18 protein-coding genes are annotated in these 15,823 nt (G+C 63.9%); 2 read left to right on the top strand and 16 right to left on the bottom strand.

The window, feature by feature from the left end; translation table 11 throughout:
- Positions 1-440: 440 nt before the first annotated feature.
- Positions 441-1,112: an HAD family hydrolase gene (locus tag CDQ91_RS00735; RefSeq protein WP_088470794.1), complete on the bottom strand. Its 672-nt coding sequence runs from the start codon at positions 1,110-1,112 to the stop codon at positions 441-443.
- A 69-nt stretch (positions 1,113-1,181) separates the two neighbouring features.
- Between CDQ91_RS00735 and CDQ91_RS00740 the strand changes: the two genes are divergently transcribed.
- Positions 1,182-1,370 (top strand): hypothetical protein, encoded by a 189-nt coding sequence (locus CDQ91_RS00740; RefSeq protein ID WP_088470795.1) that lies wholly within the window; start codon positions 1,182-1,184, stop codon positions 1,368-1,370.
- Positions 1,371-1,785: 415 nt separating this feature from the next.
- On the opposite strand, the gene glmS is transcribed toward CDQ91_RS00740, so the two are convergent.
- Genes glmS through glmU form a run of 7 tightly spaced genes read right to left on the bottom strand, consistent with a single transcriptional unit; the run spans position 1,786 to position 7,333 of the window.
- Complete coding sequence (gene glmS / locus CDQ91_RS00750) at positions 1,786-3,609, bottom strand: glutamine--fructose-6-phosphate transaminase (isomerizing) (protein WP_088470797.1); 1,824 nt, start codon at positions 3,607-3,609, stop codon at positions 1,786-1,788.
- A 17-nt stretch (positions 3,610-3,626) separates the two neighbouring features.
- On the bottom strand, positions 3,627-4,004 hold the full coding sequence (locus CDQ91_RS00755; RefSeq protein WP_088470798.1) for a type II toxin-antitoxin system VapC family toxin: 378 nt from the start codon (positions 4,002-4,004) through the stop codon (positions 3,627-3,629).
- The gene (locus CDQ91_RS00760) at positions 4,001-4,435 is read right to left on the bottom strand and encodes a ribbon-helix-helix domain-containing protein (protein WP_088470799.1); all 435 of its coding nucleotides are present in this window, start codon (positions 4,433-4,435) and stop codon (positions 4,001-4,003) included. Before CDQ91_RS00760 ends, CDQ91_RS00755 begins: the two co-directional genes overlap by 4 nt.
- 30 nt (positions 4,436-4,465) lie before the next feature.
- Positions 4,466-4,780 carry a hypothetical protein gene (locus CDQ91_RS00765; protein WP_088470800.1) on the bottom strand — a complete coding sequence of 105 codons (315 nt, stop codon included), beginning with the start codon at positions 4,778-4,780 and terminating at the stop codon, positions 4,466-4,468.
- Between the two features lie 30 nt (positions 4,781-4,810).
- Positions 4,811-5,434, bottom strand: a complete 624-nt coding sequence (locus CDQ91_RS00770; protein ID WP_144036646.1) for a Pr6Pr family membrane protein — start codon at positions 5,432-5,434, stop codon at positions 4,811-4,813.
- Between the two features lie 14 nt (positions 5,435-5,448).
- Positions 5,449-5,982, bottom strand: a complete 534-nt coding sequence (locus CDQ91_RS00775; protein WP_174688452.1) for a GNAT family N-acetyltransferase — start codon at positions 5,980-5,982, stop codon at positions 5,449-5,451.
- 4 nt (positions 5,983-5,986) lie between these two features.
- Positions 5,987-7,333: a bifunctional UDP-N-acetylglucosamine diphosphorylase/glucosamine-1-phosphate N-acetyltransferase GlmU gene (gene glmU / locus CDQ91_RS00780; protein WP_088471383.1), complete on the bottom strand. Its 1,347-nt coding sequence runs from the start codon at positions 7,331-7,333 to the stop codon at positions 5,987-5,989.
- A 58-nt stretch (positions 7,334-7,391) separates the two neighbouring features.
- On the opposite strand from glmU, the gene CDQ91_RS00785 reads away from it, so the two are divergent.
- Positions 7,392-8,060: an HAD-IA family hydrolase gene (locus CDQ91_RS00785; protein ID WP_088470802.1), complete on the top strand. Its 669-nt coding sequence runs from the start codon at positions 7,392-7,394 to the stop codon at positions 8,058-8,060.
- Positions 8,061-8,085: 25 nt separating this feature from the next.
- Here the strand turns inward: CDQ91_RS00785 and CDQ91_RS00790 are convergent, their stop codons facing one another.
- From CDQ91_RS00790 to CDQ91_RS00825, 8 genes are all read right to left on the bottom strand, one after another.
- Positions 8,086-9,099 (bottom strand): nucleotidyltransferase domain-containing protein, encoded by a 1,014-nt coding sequence (locus tag CDQ91_RS00790; protein ID WP_088470803.1) that lies wholly within the window; start codon positions 9,097-9,099, stop codon positions 8,086-8,088.
- The gene (locus CDQ91_RS00795; RefSeq protein ID WP_088470804.1) at positions 9,096-9,962 is read right to left on the bottom strand and encodes an HprK-related kinase A; all 867 of its coding nucleotides are present in this window, start codon (positions 9,960-9,962) and stop codon (positions 9,096-9,098) included. The genes CDQ91_RS00790 and CDQ91_RS00795 overlap by 4 nt, the downstream gene beginning before the upstream one ends.
- Positions 9,959-10,240, bottom strand: coding sequence for an HPr-rel-A system PqqD family peptide chaperone (locus CDQ91_RS00800; RefSeq protein ID WP_088470805.1), 282 nt, complete (start codon positions 10,238-10,240; stop codon positions 9,959-9,961). Before CDQ91_RS00800 ends, CDQ91_RS00795 begins: the two co-directional genes overlap by 4 nt.
- The gene (locus CDQ91_RS00805; protein WP_088470806.1) at positions 10,233-10,679 is read right to left on the bottom strand and encodes a MarR family winged helix-turn-helix transcriptional regulator; all 447 of its coding nucleotides are present in this window, start codon (positions 10,677-10,679) and stop codon (positions 10,233-10,235) included. Before CDQ91_RS00805 ends, CDQ91_RS00800 begins: the two co-directional genes overlap by 8 nt.
- 145 nt (positions 10,680-10,824) lie before the next feature.
- Positions 10,825-12,864, bottom strand: a complete 2,040-nt coding sequence (locus tag CDQ91_RS00810) for a TonB-dependent receptor (protein WP_088470807.1) — start codon at positions 12,862-12,864, stop codon at positions 10,825-10,827.
- Positions 12,861-13,493: a maleylacetoacetate isomerase gene (gene maiA, locus CDQ91_RS00815; protein ID WP_088470808.1), complete on the bottom strand. Its 633-nt coding sequence runs from the start codon at positions 13,491-13,493 to the stop codon at positions 12,861-12,863. The genes CDQ91_RS00810 and maiA overlap by 4 nt, the downstream gene beginning before the upstream one ends.
- A 5-nt stretch (positions 13,494-13,498) precedes the next feature.
- Positions 13,499-14,509 carry an SO2930 family diheme c-type cytochrome gene (locus tag CDQ91_RS00820; RefSeq protein WP_237245801.1) on the bottom strand — a complete coding sequence of 337 codons (1,011 nt, stop codon included), beginning with the start codon at positions 14,507-14,509 and terminating at the stop codon, positions 13,499-13,501.
- Positions 14,510-14,514: 5 nt separating this feature from the next.
- Positions 14,515-15,729: a parallel beta-helix domain-containing protein gene (locus CDQ91_RS00825; protein WP_088470810.1), complete on the bottom strand. Its 1,215-nt coding sequence runs from the start codon at positions 15,727-15,729 to the stop codon at positions 14,515-14,517.
- Positions 15,730-15,823: the final 94 nt, after the last annotated feature.

The raw sequence follows: 15,823 nt of genomic DNA on the forward strand, positions 1-15,823 counted from the left end.
TTCGGAAATCGCTTTGCGGGCGCAGCTGTGTGGCGCTCCCACCTTCGTCACCCCGGGCTTGACCCGGAGCTTGCCTTTTTTGCTCCCTGCGCGCCGAAAGGAAGGCGGATCCCGGGTCAAGCCCGGGATGACGAAGGCAAATGTCCGTTTCGCAAAGTGACGGAAAACTGCGCAACTTCATTCGGGATTTACGTGTCGGACGGGGCGCCGCACAGACAGCGCCGACATTGCGCGTATTGGCGTGAGGGATGCGAAGAGGCCGGACTGTAGGCATGGAGCGAAGCTAACGCAGCCGCATTTTGTAGGACAGGGATTTCTCAATCCTCCCTGTGCCGCAGGCATGGGGAGGTGGCAGCGGCGTAGCCGCTGACGGAGGGGCATGGGCGCTACCGTCGCGGCCCCTCCACCCCGCCCTACGGGCGCGGTCCCCCTCCCCATCGCTACGCGACAGGGAGGATCAACTTTGCGACTTCATCGAAGGTCAGCGCCACATGATGGACGCCGACGCCGTGCAGCACTTCGCCATGCGCTGCGCGGTCGAGGATATGCCCTGCCCCGCAGAAGCCGATGACACTCATCCCCGCCGCGAGCGCCGCTTGTGCTCCGGTCGGCGAATCCTCGATCGCGAGGCACGCGGCGGGATCGACGCCGAGGCCTTTGGCGGCGGCGAGATAGATGTCAGGGTGGGGCTTGCCGCGATCCCAGCCGTCGGCGCTGTAGACATGGTCGCCAAAATGATGCGCGAGACCGAAGCGACCCAGCGACGCGGCGATATAGGCGGGGCTGCTCGACGAGGCGATTGCCCGCGGGCGGTCGCCGAGTGTGTGTAGAAATTCCGGTGCGCCCGGGACCGGTGCGAAGCCGTCGGCGAACATCCTGAGCGCGCGTTCGCGGTGCCGCTCGCGAAAGTCGGTCGGCAGCGGGCGGCCAAGGCGCGCGACGATGCGGCGTTCGGTTTCCTGCCAATTGTGGCCACAATAATCGCGCAGGCAATCTTCGTAGGTCGTGGGCAGGCCGATCGCGGCAAGACTTTCGGCGAGCGTCCTGTTCGCGCGGACCTCGCTGTCAGCGATGACGCCGTCAAAATCGAAAATGATCGCGGCGAAACTCACAAAAACGCTCCCTGTTTATCCATATGCAACATCTTCGGCCCAAAGGGTCGAACATCAGGAGACAGCATAGTGAAATTCATTTCCCTCAAATCACGCGGCGGCAATTATCTGGTCGTCGCAGAGAATGTCGCGTGGCTCCGTGCCTATGAAAATGGCCAGACGCAAGTCGGCATGGTCGGCGGTGCGCCGCTGCTCATCGCGGGGGAGCTGGAGGATATTGCGGCGACGATCCTGGCGCAGGTGAATGGGACGGAGTGATGTCATCGGCGGCTAAAATAACGGCAGCAATTCGCTGTCGTTGGCAACGAGAATCTTCACATGCCGTACTGGAACACAGACGTTATCTGACCGCTGCGATTGACGACGAACGCTACCCGTGTGTCAGACACACCCTCATGCTCGTATGATATGATAAGTTTGTCTTGGCCATATGCCCTGACCTCTTCTTCGATCATCGGGTAGCCAGGGTAGCCGTAATCAGTCTTCGGATAGCAGCTCTCAATAAGCAATTTTGCGGGGACAGGTAAAATTTCCGAGTCCGCCTTTGGCAACCCCCAGATCCGAACCGGCATTTCACTCAGACTTTTCGGAAAGGCCTTGCAGCGGTCGGGGGCACTGCATCCCGCCAACATGCAGGCCGCGAGACCAGTCCCGATGCCAAGCTCCTTGACTCTCACTCCACCGTAACCGACTTCGCCAGATTGCGCGGCTGATCGACGTCGGTGCCCTTGGCGACCGCGACATGGTATGCCAGCAACTGCACCGGCACCGCATAGACCAGCGGCGCGATCAGCGGGTGGACCTTGGGCATTTCGATCGTCGCCATGCAGCCATCGCCGGCTTCGGCGAGGCCTTCGGCGTCGCTGATCAGCACAACCTTGCCGCCGCGCGCCATGACTTCCTGCATATTGCTGACGGTCTTTTCGAACAGCGGCCCCGAAGGCGCGAGGACGATCACCGGGACGGCTTCGTCGATCAGCGCGATCGGGCCGTGCTTCATTTCACCCGAAGCATAGCCTTCAGCGTGGATATAGCTGATTTCCTTAAGCTTTAGCGCGCCTTCAAGCGCGAGCGGATAATCGGGGCCGCGGCCGAGATACAGCACGTCACGCGCGGGGGCGACAAGGTGCGCCATTGCGGCAATTTCCTCGTCATGCGCCAGCGCGGCGTTGAGCGCGGCGGGGGCCTCGATCAGATGCTTGACGATCTCGCGTTCCTGCGCGGCGTCGAGCTTGCCCTTCTTCAACGCGAGATGCGCGGCGAGCGCGGCGAGGACGGCGAGCTGGCAGGTGAAGGCCTTGGTCGAGGCGACACCGATTTCGGGGCCGGCGTGGGTCGGGAGCAGCAGGTCGGCCTCGCGCGCCATGCTGCTGGTCGGCACGTTGACGACGACCGCGATCGTCTGGCCATTCGCCTTGCAATGGCGCAGCGCCGCGAGCGTGTCGGCGGTTTCGCCCGACTGCGAGATGAAGAGCGCGAGCCCGCCGGGTTGCAGCACCGGGTCGCGATAGCGGAACTCCGACGCGACATCGATATCGACGGGGACGCGCGCGAATTGTTCGAACCAATATTTGGCGACCATCCCGGCGTAGAAGCTGGTGCCGCAGGCGACGATGGTGATGCGGTCGATCTTGCTGAGATCAAAATCCATCTGCGGCAGCGCCACCGTCTGTTCGAGCGGGCGGATGTAGGAGGAGAGCGTCTGGGCAACGACGGTCGGCTGTTCGAAAATCTCCTTCAGCATGAAGTGGCGGTAATTGCCCTTCTCGATCGTCGCGGCAGTGAGACCCGACGTCGTAACTTCGCGGGTCACCGGATTGTTTTCGCTGTCGAAAATCTGCGCGCCTTCGCGCGTGATGACGACCCAGTCGCCTTCGTCGAGATAGGCGATTTTCTGCGTTAGCGGCGCGAGCGCAAGCGCATCGCTGCCGAGATAGGTTTCGCCCTCGCCATAGCCGACGACGAGCTGCGAGCCGAGGCGCGCGCCGATCAGCATGTCGGGATGGCTGCGAAAGGCGATCGCGAGCGCGAAGGCGCCGCGCAGTTGCGGCAGCACGGCCTGCACCGCATCCTGCGGCGACAGGCCTGCCTCGACCTGTTCGGAGACGAGATGCGCAACAACCTCAGTATCGGTCTCGCTTTCGAACTTGCGGCCGCGTGCCGTCAGCGCTTCGCGGAGCGGTTTGAAATTCTCGATGATGCCATTGTGGACGAGCGCGACCTCGCCCGTCGCATGCGGGTGCGCGTTGCTGGTGGTCGGCGCGCCGTGGGTCGCCCAGCGCGTGTGGGCGATGCCGATCAGGCCGGGGGCGGGATTGCCCGCGAGTTCCTTGACCAGATTGCCGAGCTTGCCCTCAGCCCGGCGACGGATCAGTTGGCCGTCCTGAACGGTGCAGACCCCTGCACTGTCATAGCCGCGGTATTCCATGCGCTTCAGGCCTTCGACCAGCCGGTCGGCGACTTGGGTTATGCCGACAATTCCGATAATTCCGCACATGTGGTCAGGCTTTCGTCTTAGAGCGTGTAAGGGACGCGGATACCCGGCATATTCGCCGGAAAATCCTTGGTATTTCGGGTAATCAGCACCCTGCCGCGCGTGAGCGCCGTGGCGAGAATGATGGCGTCAATGGCCTTGAGCCGCGGGCGTTCACGGCGAAGCGCCGCCGCGCGTTCGCCGATCTCGGCATCGACTTCGTCGACACCGAAACCGGACAGAAGAATTTCGGCGCGGCGAAGGCCGTCACCCTCCCCCTTGGACATAACTTCTATCCACACCGCCCGGCTGATCCAGACCCGGTTCCTTTGCGCGGCGCGCTCCAGTTCGACACGCGCCTCGGGAAAGCCCCGCAGCAGGTCGATGAGGATGTTGCTGTCGAACGCAAAGCCGCTCACTTCTTGTCGCGCTTCTTGCGCTTTGCCTTCTCATCGGCGTCAGCAAATAATTGGAGCGCCTTTTCGATGCCAGGATAGCCATCACCAAGCTTCATGCCGTGCTTGGCCATCCACGCTTTGTGAATCTCATGCTCGCGGTCATCTTCGTCATCGAACAGATCGGGGAATTCAGCGCGCACCTCAGGATAGTCGGGGTCCCAAGGGCGCGTCGACCCAGCGCGTTCACGCCGCTGCCACTCGACGGCGTCGCCGATATCATCGCGGTCCTTCCACGCACCGAATCCGGCCTCGATCCAGTCGAGCGGCGATTGCGGGCGATAGGCCGCGACCGCTTCGCGCAAGACCGCAGCGCGTGACTTTCCCTGCTCGGCGGCGAGCTGGTCGAGCCATTTGATGTCTTCGTCAGGCAGATCGGCGAGGATGCGAGTCATGATATACCGATATCATATCATGATATCAAATCAAGCCCGCTGCAAATTCCGGTCGACGAAGATCATCGCGAACTGCACCGGATCGGCGGGCTGGCCATTGCCCGCCTCGAAGCGCGCCTTGCCGTCTTCCCAGATTTGCCGGATTTGCGCGGGAAGTTCGGGGGTGAACTTCATTTGTTGCTCGACGATCTGCGTCCAACTGCCCGTCGCGCTGAAGCTCTGGCGAAGCTGCGGCTCCATCGCCTTGCAATAATCCGCAGTCGGCGTGTCGAGATGGCCGATCGCCTTCAGCACCCAGGCGTCGACAAAGCGCAGGAAGGGCTTGTCGGTGTAGCGGTCGGTCAAATCATATCTCCATCATCATGGCCAGAAGCCTTAGATGGGTTGGCCCTGCCAGCGTGCAAGCCCCTTGTCGATGGCGACGAACAGCGCGGCGAGGCCTGATATCCCGATCAGGAGCAGGACGATGTTGCGCAGAAACTCGGGCAGCGTCAGCGTCACCGGGTTGAGGAAATAATAGGCGTACCAGCCATCATAGGCGCCGCGCGCGAGGGCGTAGAGAAAATAGAGGAAGCCCGGCACCACGCCCCAGACGATATCGCGCCAGCCGAGCGTCCCGTCGCGCGCGACCAGCCAGAAGAACAGGAACAGAAGCGGCGTGGCGTCGTGGAGCGCATGATTGGCGATGGCATCCCAGCCGTTCAGCTGCGCAAGATGGCGCAGCGCGAGCGAGAAGGTGATGCCGACGAGCAGGATCGTCACCAGCGCCGAAAACCGCATCTGTGCCGAGGCGAGGCGATGATATGGCGTCAGCGCGGCGGCACTCGCGACGACGGCGATGAAGATGTTGGTGAGGATCGTGAAGAAGCCGACGTAGCGCCAGATGGCGGCCGCGGCCGACTGGCCCGTATCCGCAAATTGCCCGATCAGCAGCAGGAGTTGCAATGCCAGCCCGAGCCAGGCGACTAACGCCGCGATCGCCGCCAACACTCTCGCCATCTGCCCGTCCCCTTTTATGGCGCGGTTCGCCACTCGCTCTGCAAAAGTCCGAAAATCAGGGAATCCCGCACGCCCATGTGGGTTTCCCATTCACCGCGCAAATGGCCTTCGCGCTGAAAGCCCAGCCGTTCGAGTAGGCCGATCGAGCCCGCATTTTCGGGATCGGTGTCGGCGAAGATGCGGCGCAGTTCCAGCTCGGTAAAACCATAATCGATCACGCGCGCCACCGCCTCGCGCGCGATGCCGCCGCGCCACTGGTCGCGGTGCAGGATATAGCCAATCTCTTTCACCGCGGGCTTGCCGTCGATCAGGATCACCCAGCCGAGCGCGACATCGTCGGCCGCGGTGATCGCCCAACATTCAAAGCCCTGCCCCTCGGTCGCATTGCTCGCGACATATTCGGCGGTTTCGGTGAGCGACTGGTGCGGCCCGCTGGACCACCAGGTCATCACTTCGGGATCGGACAGCACGGGGAACAACGCCTCCGCATCATCGGCGCGGATCTGGCGCAGCACAAGGCGATCGGTGGTCAGCGTCGGCGCGGGCATGATGCTATTTCCCTGCCTTTTTCTTGCGCATCGCGTCGTGGAAGCGGTCCGCCCAGCCGGGTTTGACGAGTTGCTCGCCGCGCACCAGCCGGAGCTCGCCATCGGCGACGTCGATCGTCACCGCACTGCCTGCGGCGACGATCGCGTCGCGGCCGATCTTCACCGGGGCGATGAGCGCACTGTTCGATCCGATGAAGGCGTTTTCGCCGATCACCGTCTGATATTTGAAATAGCCGTCATAATTGCAGGTGATCGTCCCCGCGCCGATGTTCGCGCGCGCACCGACGGTGACATCGCCCAGATAGGTCAGGTGATTGGCCTTGGCCCCCTGCCCCAGATGCGCTTTCTTGGTTTCGACGAAATTGCCGATCTTGGCCTTTTCCTCGAGGATCGTCCCGGCGCGGAGACGCGCGAAGGGGCCGATTTCGCAGCCTGCGGCGATGCTCGCGCCCTCGATATGGCTGTTGGCGCGGATCTTCACATCGTCGGCGACGGTCACGCCGGGACCGAAAAAGACATTGGGTTCGATCATCACGTCCCGGCCAAGCACCGTATCCCACGCGAACCAGACGGTTTCGGGGGCGATCAGGCTGGCACCGTCGGCCATCGCCTGCACACGGCGGCGCGCCTGCCATTCGCCTTCCATCGCGGCGAGTTCGGCGCGGCTGTTGATACCGGCGACATCATAGGGATCGGTCTTGACCACCGCGCAATGCCGACCGTCGGCGTTGGCGATATTGACGATATCGACGAGATAAAATTCCTTGGCGGCATTGTCGTCGGTAACGCGCGCGAGCAGCGCGAGCAGGTCGGCCGACTTCGCGGCCATCAACCCCGAATTGCAAAGCCGCACCGCGCGCTCGGCCTCCGTCGCGTCCTTATGCTCGACCATTTTGGTGACGCGGTCGCCGTCTGTAATCACGCGGCCATATTGCTGCGCATCGGCGGGTTCGAAGGCGAGGACGACGACAGCAGGGGCGTCGGGCGCGTTCAGCCGGTCGATCATCGCTTGCATCGTCGCAGCTGGGACGAAGGGCACATCGCCATAGAGGATCAGCACGTCGCCGTCGAAACCGGCGAGCGCGGCTTCGGCCTGTTGCACCGCATGGCCGGTGCCGAGCTGCGGCTCCTGCACCGCGAGGTCGGCGGTGCCACCCAGTGCAGATTCGAGCTGATCGGCCTTGTCGCCGACGATCACGACCTTTTTCGCGGGATTCAGCTCATCGACGCTTGCCATCAAGTGCAACAGCATCGGCCGCCCGGCGATCGGGTGTAGCACCTTGTGCAGGTCGGACTTCATGCGGGTGCCTTTGCCCGCGGCAAGGATGATGGCGGCGATGGGATGGGTCATGTCCTTGCCATGCCAGCAAATCATTGCGGTTTCCAGAGCATCGCGCCATGCGCGGTGCATGAATCATTTCCCCTTCCGCATCGTCGGTTTCGATCTCGACGGCACGCTGGTCGACAGTCTGGGCGACCTGACCGCCGCGCTCAACCATGCGCTGGGGCTTGCCGGACGGCCGCCGGTCGCCGCCGATGCGGTGCGATCGATGGTCGGGCTGGGCACGCGGCACATGCTCGAACGCGGGCTGGCGGCGGGCGGCGGGGTCGCAGAGGATGAATTCCAGCAGATCTATGATGCGCTGCTTGTCTATTATGAAGCGCATATTGCGGTGCACAGCCGCCCCTACCCTGGCCTGACAGCCGCGCTCGACCGGCTCGACGCGCTGGGGGTACAGACCGCCGTGGTCACCAACAAGGTCGAGCGACTGGCCCGCCCGCTGCTCGGCGAACTGGGGCTGGCCGATCGCATGGCGGCGATCATCGGCGGCGACACGATGGGGCCTGGCAACGCCAAGCCCTCCCCCGCACCGATCCACGCGATGATCGAGCGATGCGGCGGCGGGCGCGCGGTGTTTGTCGGCGACAGTATTTACGACATCATGGCCGCGAAAAATGCCGGTGTGATCAGCATTGCGGTCAGTTTCGGTTTCCCGAACCAGCCGGTCGAAGGGCTGGGAGCCGACCATATCATCGACCATTTTGACGAGCTGCTTCCGCTGCTCGAACGGCTTTAGCCGTCTGCGGTCCTCGCCATCGCGATCAGCGCTTGCGCCACTTGGTCCACAAATGACGCGCAAGCATGACGGGCGGCATGCGCAGCCAGTGCGAGCGGATGTAGAAGGCCTGTTGAAGCGCGAAATGCGTCGCGCGGCCCCAGTCGTCGCGGGCGAGCAGGCGGCGGCGGAACCATATATCGGTCGGGTCGTGCCGGTCCCAGTCGGCGGGTAACCTCGCGCCGTAAATGTCGCGCGCAAGGCGCGCCGCGCGATGCACCGCAGCGCCCAGCCCGTGCATCGCGGCGCGGCGGCCGAGCACGGTCCAGAACCCCGGATCGGCGGCGGAAAAATCACGCGTCAGGCAATGAAAATCCCACAGGTTACGCAGCCCCCCCTGCAAATCGCCATCGGCGATCAGATGCGCTGCACAGTGACATACCATATCGGCGGGGTTGAGGACCCGGAAGCCTCCCGGCGTCTTGATCGCGTCACCGACCAGCGCGAGCGCGTCGGGGGTGACGCGGTGCGTGCGCGGCAGGATCGTGTGGTGCACATCGATCATCCGGTCCCGGCTCGCATGGATCAGCGGCGGCAACTCGTGCATATGGTCGCGATAATAAGCGTCGTCATAGGCGTCCTGCTTCACCCATTCCCACCCATCGAGCAGCGCCAGATTTTCGGCGCGACCGATATCGTGCCAAGGCACCAAAATGTCGAGGTCGCCGATCTGACGTCCCGCTGCGCAGGATAGCTCGGCGGCGGCATAGGCGGTGCCCTTGAGCAGCACGAACTCGACCCCCGCCGGATCAAGCGAGCGCCGCGCCATTTCGGCCTCCCATATAGCCTGCGCCGTCGCGACCTTCGCGGCGGCACGCTGGTCGGCGAAGAGGGCCGCGACATGCGGCGGCAGGTCGGTGGCTTCGAGATGGCATGCCAGCGTCGCGAGCATCGCCTCGGCGCGCGCGATGCCGATGACGCCATCCCAGTCGCCGGGACCAAGCGACGCGGGATCGCGGCGTTCGGCGAGGAGGTCGATCAAGGTTTGGACCGCGCTCACTTTACCGCCTCGGCCCAAAGCTGTTCGACCAGCGCAATTCCCGTGGCGCTGTCGGGATAGCTGATGCCGAACGACGGGGTTTCGCGGACGAGCCGGGTCAGCGCGGCAAAGCCAGCCTCGCCCAACGCGACATAGTTGGTCGAGGCTTCGGTCAGCCGGACGAAGGCCTCGCCCTCGCCCATCCGCTCGACCGCGACGTCACCGCCGAAGCGCGGGAAGAGCAGCAGTGCGGGGCGTGCGGGTTTATGCATGCAGGCGATGGCGTCGGCGCGTGGGATCAGGTGGCGGATATCGCCCTTGGGAGTCGCGGCGAGCAGCGGACCGAGCCGCGCCGGATCGACGCGCGCGGCAACCTCGGCGATCGCTTCGTTCTTCAAGCTGATAGCACGCGGGAAAGCGAGCGCGTCGCCGCTGGCGGGATCGATCAGCGTGAATTCGTCGCCCATCAATCGCCAGTCGCGCTCACCCAGCAGCGCCGCGAGGGTCGACTTGCCCGACCCCGATTCGCCCGACATCAACAAAGCGCGGCCATCCCTTGCCACCGCGCTCGCGTGAAGCAGCATGTGCCGCCGCCAGCCGAGCGCGACCTGCAAATTCATCGCCATTTCGGCGGCGAGCAACCCCATCGACAGCGGCAATGGCAGCGCGTCGGGAACGACAAAATCGCCACCGATATGCACCGAGGGGCGCAGCCAGCGCCGCCATGGCCGCGCCGCAAACAGCCGTACCGTTGCGTCGGCGGAGCGCGTGTCGTCCTGCGGATAGCCGGCATAGAGATGACCCAGCGCCGCGATCGGCCCTGCCCAATCGCTGCCAATGCGAAACTGGACGGGGCCGACGGCGATGCGCGTGCTGTGCTTCACGCCCGTTCCACCAGTCCCATCGCGGCAAGTTCGCCCAACCGTTCGGCGATGATCGCGCGGGTGTCGCCTTCGCCGTCGAGATCGAAGACGGCGGCCAAGCGTGCAGTCAACGCGGTGGCATCGCACGGAACATCGTCCATCGCGTTCAGCATTTCAGGCATCGGCGACACGACCAGATGCGTTTGCATCGACCGGCGGTCGAAAATGGCGGTGAGTTCGCCCAATGGCTCGGCGCGCAGCGCACCCGGCGGCGCGGCGCGATAGGCCCGATCAGGCATAATTTTCGGCGGCGGCGGTCAGCTTTGCGAGAATGGCGAGCAGCGTTGCGCGTTCAGCGGCGCTCAATTTGGCTTCAAGCTGGGCCTCGCTCGCCAGCGCGGCCGGAACGATCGCGTCATAGAGCGAGCGGCCGGTTTCGGTGAGTTCGAGATGGTGCGAACGCCCGTCGGCCTCATGCGCCTGCCGCGCGATGAGTTGCCGGTCGGCGAGCGCTTTTGCCGCGCGATTGACCGTCACCTTGTCCATGCGGGTCGCGGCGACCAGTTCCCGCTGGGTCAGCGGCCGCCCCTCGCCAAGCACCGCCATCAGCCGCCATTCGGGAATTTTGAGCCCGAAACGATTCTGATATTCGGCCGCGATCCGTTCCGACAGCGCGTTCGACGCAATCGACAGACGATAGGGCAGGAAATTGTCGAGGTTCAGTTTCTTGGCGGCCATGGCTCTTCCTTATCGCGAAACCGCCGTCTGTGAAGCCGGGTGCGAGATAAAATCCGTCATTGCGAGCGAAGCGAAGCAATCCAGGGCGGTCTATTCCACCCTAGATTGCTTCGCTTTGCTCGCAATGACGAAAACATGAATCGGCTCAGAACGACAAACGCGCGCCGATCCACAAGGTCCGCGGAGTTGCGCGTTCGACGATGCCCGATGACGAGATGGCGGCGGGAACCAGTTCGTCGAACAGATTTTCGCCGCGCGCCTCGATGCTGATCGCCTCGGCAAGCTGCCACGACAGGCCCGCATCCAACGTCAGCGCGTCGCCGAGTTGCTGCATGCCCAGATCATCCTCATTCTGCTTGCCGACATAACGCAGTGTCGCAAAGCCGCCGAGCGGGCCGCTGGCGTTGCTGCGCAGCGACACGCTGCCGCCATGTTTGGAAATCTGCGCCGGGCGGCGGCCGTCGAGCGCAAGAGCAGCGCCCGAGGCATCGACCCGGGCGTCGGTGAAGGCATAGGTTGCACGCAGGGTCAGCGGGCCGATCGGCTGTTCGGCGCTGAATTCGATGCCTTTGCTGTCGATCGCACCCAGATTCTGCCGCTGGTTGAGGTTCGGCGCGAGGGTCACATTGGCGATGGCGTTCGTCAGATGGTTGGCGAAGATCGTCGCCGACAATTTCGTATCGCCATTGTTCCAGTCGACGCCGACCTCACCGCCCCACAGGCGTTCGGGTTTAAGCATCTCGTTCGCCAGCGTGGTTTCGGCGCCGACGCGGAAGGGGCGATAAAGTTCATTGAGCGTCGGCAGGCGCCAGCCGCGATAGGCGGCGGCGCGAAGCGAGAGGCTGTCCGACGTCCAGCGAATCCCGGCGCGGCCGCTGCCTTCCCAGCCCTGCCGCGCGTTGAAGCGAAGGTCGGTGATGGTGCTGCCGCCGATATTGCGTTCATTCCGAAAGCCTTCACCCAGCCACCAGCGATCGACGCGGCCACTGAGCGTCCAGAGGAAGCCGTCATAACGGTCGCCCGAGGCCCATTCGGCGAAGGCGCCCACAGTGTCGCTGCTGCCGCCCGCGATCCGGTGGCGGCCCGGGACCAGCCCGGCGAAGAAATAATCCTCCTCGGTCTGCCCCGTCGTGCGCCGCCAGTCGGCACCGAGGCGCAGCGGGGTGTCGCCGTCAATCTCCGGGCGGATTTCGAAACGTGCGCCGAGGCCGGTCGCGGGAACCTCCTGATAGAGGGCGGGAGCGACGCTGTTGCGGTTCGCGGCAACGCTCGCGAAACTCGATTTGAAGTCGCGGACCTGTACATAAGCGAGCGCGAGCCACTGGGTTGCGCCTGTATGGACGAAACGCAGGCTGGCATCGACGCCGTCGGTCTGGCTGTCGGTGAAATCGACGCCGCGATCGCGCTTGTCGGAGAAGCCGCGCAGGCTGGCCTCGATGCGGCTGTTGTCGCCCGCGTCGAAGCGCAGACGCAGACCGAGGCCGCCCTGTTCATAGGATGCGGCGCGATCGACACTGCCGCGTTGGCCTTCAACGACGGGAATGAAGCCGTCGCCGCGGCTGTAGCGGCCATCGATCGCGACCTGTCCGCTACCGAGCCTTTCCCCAGCGGTCGCCAAAGCATCCCAGCTATTGCGGCTGCCATAAGCAAAGCTCGCTTCGGCTCCCTCGGTCATCGTCGAATAGAGACCGATGGTTCCGGCAAGCGCCCCAGCACCATCAACGCCGCTACCGCCGCCACGGGTGACAATGATCCCGCCGAGATTGATCGCATCATAGGCCGACCATGCGACCCAACCGCCGAAGGGGTCGGCTTGGGGCACGCCGTCGAGAGTCAGCAACGCGCGGCTCGATGCGTTGCCGCCGAGGCCGCGTAGCGTGACGCCCTGACTGGTGGGATGCGCCGAGCGACCGTCGGAACGGCGGAACTGGGCGATGCCCGCTTCGTCGCGGAGGCGGTTTTCGACACGCGCGCCGACGCCGGAGTCGATATCCGAAAGAATAGTACTGCCCTGTACGATGTCGCTGTCGGAGTGATACAACATGCCGCTGCCGTTAACTATGATCACGTCGAGGGGATAGGAGGCGGAAACGCAGGGGAGGTCTTGCCCATAATCTTCCTCTTCCTGCGCCATCGCCATCGTCGGCAGTGCCAACGCTGCGACCCCCGTCAGAAGGCGGATCACGCGGGCTTGACCGCGTCGGGGTGGGCGTTGCGGAACGCGTCCAACTCCATGCACGCGGCGTCGATTTCGACGAGGCGCGGATAGGCGTCGAGCGGCACCTCGAATCGTCGCGCGTTGTACATTTGCGGGACGAGGCAGCAGTCGGCGATGCTGGGCGTGTCGCCGCCGAGGTAGCGCCTCTCACCCGCCATCGCCTCGAGCGCCTCGAACCCTTGAGCGATCCATGTCGCGATCCAGCGATCCTTGGTCTGTTCGTTGAGCCCGAGATCGCGGGTCAGATATTTGAGGACGCGGAGATTGTTGAGCGGATGAATGTCGCTCGCGATCACCTGTGCCTGTGCAAGCGCGACCGCGCGCGGCATCGCTTCGTCGGGGATCAGTCGCGGTTCGGGATAGGCGCGGTCGATCCAGTCCATGATCGCCATGCTCTGGATGATCGGTTCGCCATCGACCACCAGCATCGGCACGAAACCCTGCGCATTTTGCGCGAGATAGGCGTCGCTCTTCTGCTCACCGGCGATCAGGCTGATTTCGACGCGTTCGAACTCAAGCCCTTTGAGCTGGAGCGCGATGCGGACGCGAAAGCTGGCCGAGGAGCGGAAATAGTCGTGGAGAACGAGTTTGGTCATGGCGGCTAGTCATGCGACGCTTTCGGCATCTCCGCAATCCATTGCCGCAGCAAAGCCGCGCCTTCCTTGTGCACCGTCGACCGCCCCACCTCGGGCATCGCGATGCCGGGGTCGAGGCTTTCCATGCGATAGATCAGGAAGCTGTGGTCGGGGTCGCCCGGCGCGATGGCGAAATCCATTCCGCCGCTGCCACGCCCCGCCGCGGTCGGGCGCTTGCCGATACCGTAATTGACCCCGGCGGGATCGTCAGTCCAGCGCAGGAACAGCCCGCTGTTCGACGCACTGCCCGCCGGATTGTGGCAATGCGCGCAATTGACGTCGAGATAGGCGCGCGCGCGCTCGGCAACAGTGCCGCTTTTGGGGTCATCCCAGCGCGGCATGACGGGCTTCAGCGCCGCGGGGTCGGCGAAATATCGACTGGCGAAATTCGTCGGCAGTATGAAGTTGCGCGCCTTGGGACCGATCGGTTCGATCACCCCGCTCTTGCTGTGACATTCCTTGCACTGATTCTTGTTGGGCACCCCATAACGGATGCTGTGCGCCTGCCCGTCAGGGCTTTTGAAGCTCACCGGCACACGTCGGCCCGCCACGGCCAGCGTCGCATCCTTGCCGTCGGCGTCCCAGATATAGGGCAGCGCCAGCCAGCCGTCGGCGCGGTGGATCAGCAGCCGCGTTTCGACGGGATGGCCGCCATTGAAATCGGGCCAGCCAAAGCTTTTGACGATGACCGTCCCGACCGGAAATTCGATCGTGCCGTCGGCAGCGACACTTGCCTTCTTGCCCGCCGGGACCCACAGCAGGCGGTGTTTATCGGCATAGTCGCTGAACAATGGCGTGTTCAGCGTATAGGGCGCCAGCATTTCGAGCGGCTGTGCCGATTCCGGCTGGAACAGCGCGAATTCCGACAATTTGGCAGGCATCGCCGTCCCGTCGATCACCGCCTGATTGGGTGCGGGAACCGGGACGGCGACGACACCGCTGGCGCACAGCATCGCCGCGGCAAGGGCTGCGGCCATGCGCTTCACTGGACCTTGGCCTCCATCGCCGCGGGCAATGTCACGCCGGGCAAGGCCGCCGGGGCGGTGCCCTTGAGATCGACGCGGCTGGGCTTCGCGGCACTCTGCGGCATTTTGAGGTCGGGCAGGTTGAGCGACATCACACCGACATCCTCATTCACCACCGCATCGCCGGTGCCGTCCCACAGGATCGGCGGGATCGAGCCGCCCATCGCCTTCGCCATTTCAGCGCCGCCGGGGAAGGCCGGAGCAAAGCCCGCCCTGCCATGCTGGTTGTCGCGCACGACGATCGCGCGCGGCAGCGGCTGATATTTCGCGTCGGTATAGGCATAGCGATAACCGACGATCGATATGTTCGACGTGCCGTTCTGGTCGAACAGATTGTCGAAAATCTCGACATTGCGGTTGGCCATTACGAGGACGCCGGTGCCAGCGGGGACGCTCGCGACGATATTGCCCTTCGGTGCGAAGTTCGGTGTGCTGTTGTCGCGCACGTCATTGTCGAACACGCGGACATTGTGGCCGCCCTGCATGGGCAGGCTGGGCAGGTCGAAGACAAGGATGCCGCCGGTGTTCTTCGTCGCGATATTGTCGTGAACATCGGCGTCATAGCTGTTCTCGATCTCGATCCCCGCAACATTTTCGATCGCGGTCGAATCGCGGACAATGATGTTCTTCGACTGGCCGACATAAATGCCGGCGTCGGACGCACCGCGCACGAAGACGCTGTCGATCAGCACATCGGTGCTTTCGACGGGGTAGATGCCATAGGCGCCGTTCGTTTCCTTCGGCCCCGCGGTCCATTCGACGCGCACCTGATGATAGACGATACGGTCGGCGCCCTTTGACTTGATGCCGTCGCCCTTGGTGTTGAGCACCGCGAAATCGGTGAGGAATACATCGTCGGAGGTGACGAGAAGCCCCTCGCCTGCCCCCTGCTGGCCCGAGAAATCGAGGATCGAACCGTCGAGCCCCGCCCCGGCGCCGCGCAAAGTGACATTGGCGACGTCGAGCGAAAGGCCGTCGGTCAGCTTCCATGTCCCGGCGCCGAGTTGGACGACATCGCCCGGTTCGGCGAGGATCAGTGCCTCTTGCAGCTTTTCATTGGCGTCAGGCGTTGTCGCACTGACGCTGATGGTCTTGGCGGTCGCGGGCGCTGCCGCAAGCATCGCCACGGCCAGGGACAGGCAGGCCGCGCGCGGCACGTCATAGAATCGCATGTATCTCTCCCATATTTTTGTCATACATGCGTCAAGACTGCACCGATGCCAAGCGCTCTGCTTACATTGGTGTAAATAACAACAATAAGGAGCG

The organism is Sphingopyxis witflariensis, from assembly GCF_002205635.1.
Classification (GTDB): domain Bacteria; phylum Pseudomonadota; class Alphaproteobacteria; order Sphingomonadales; family Sphingomonadaceae; genus Sphingopyxis; species Sphingopyxis witflariensis.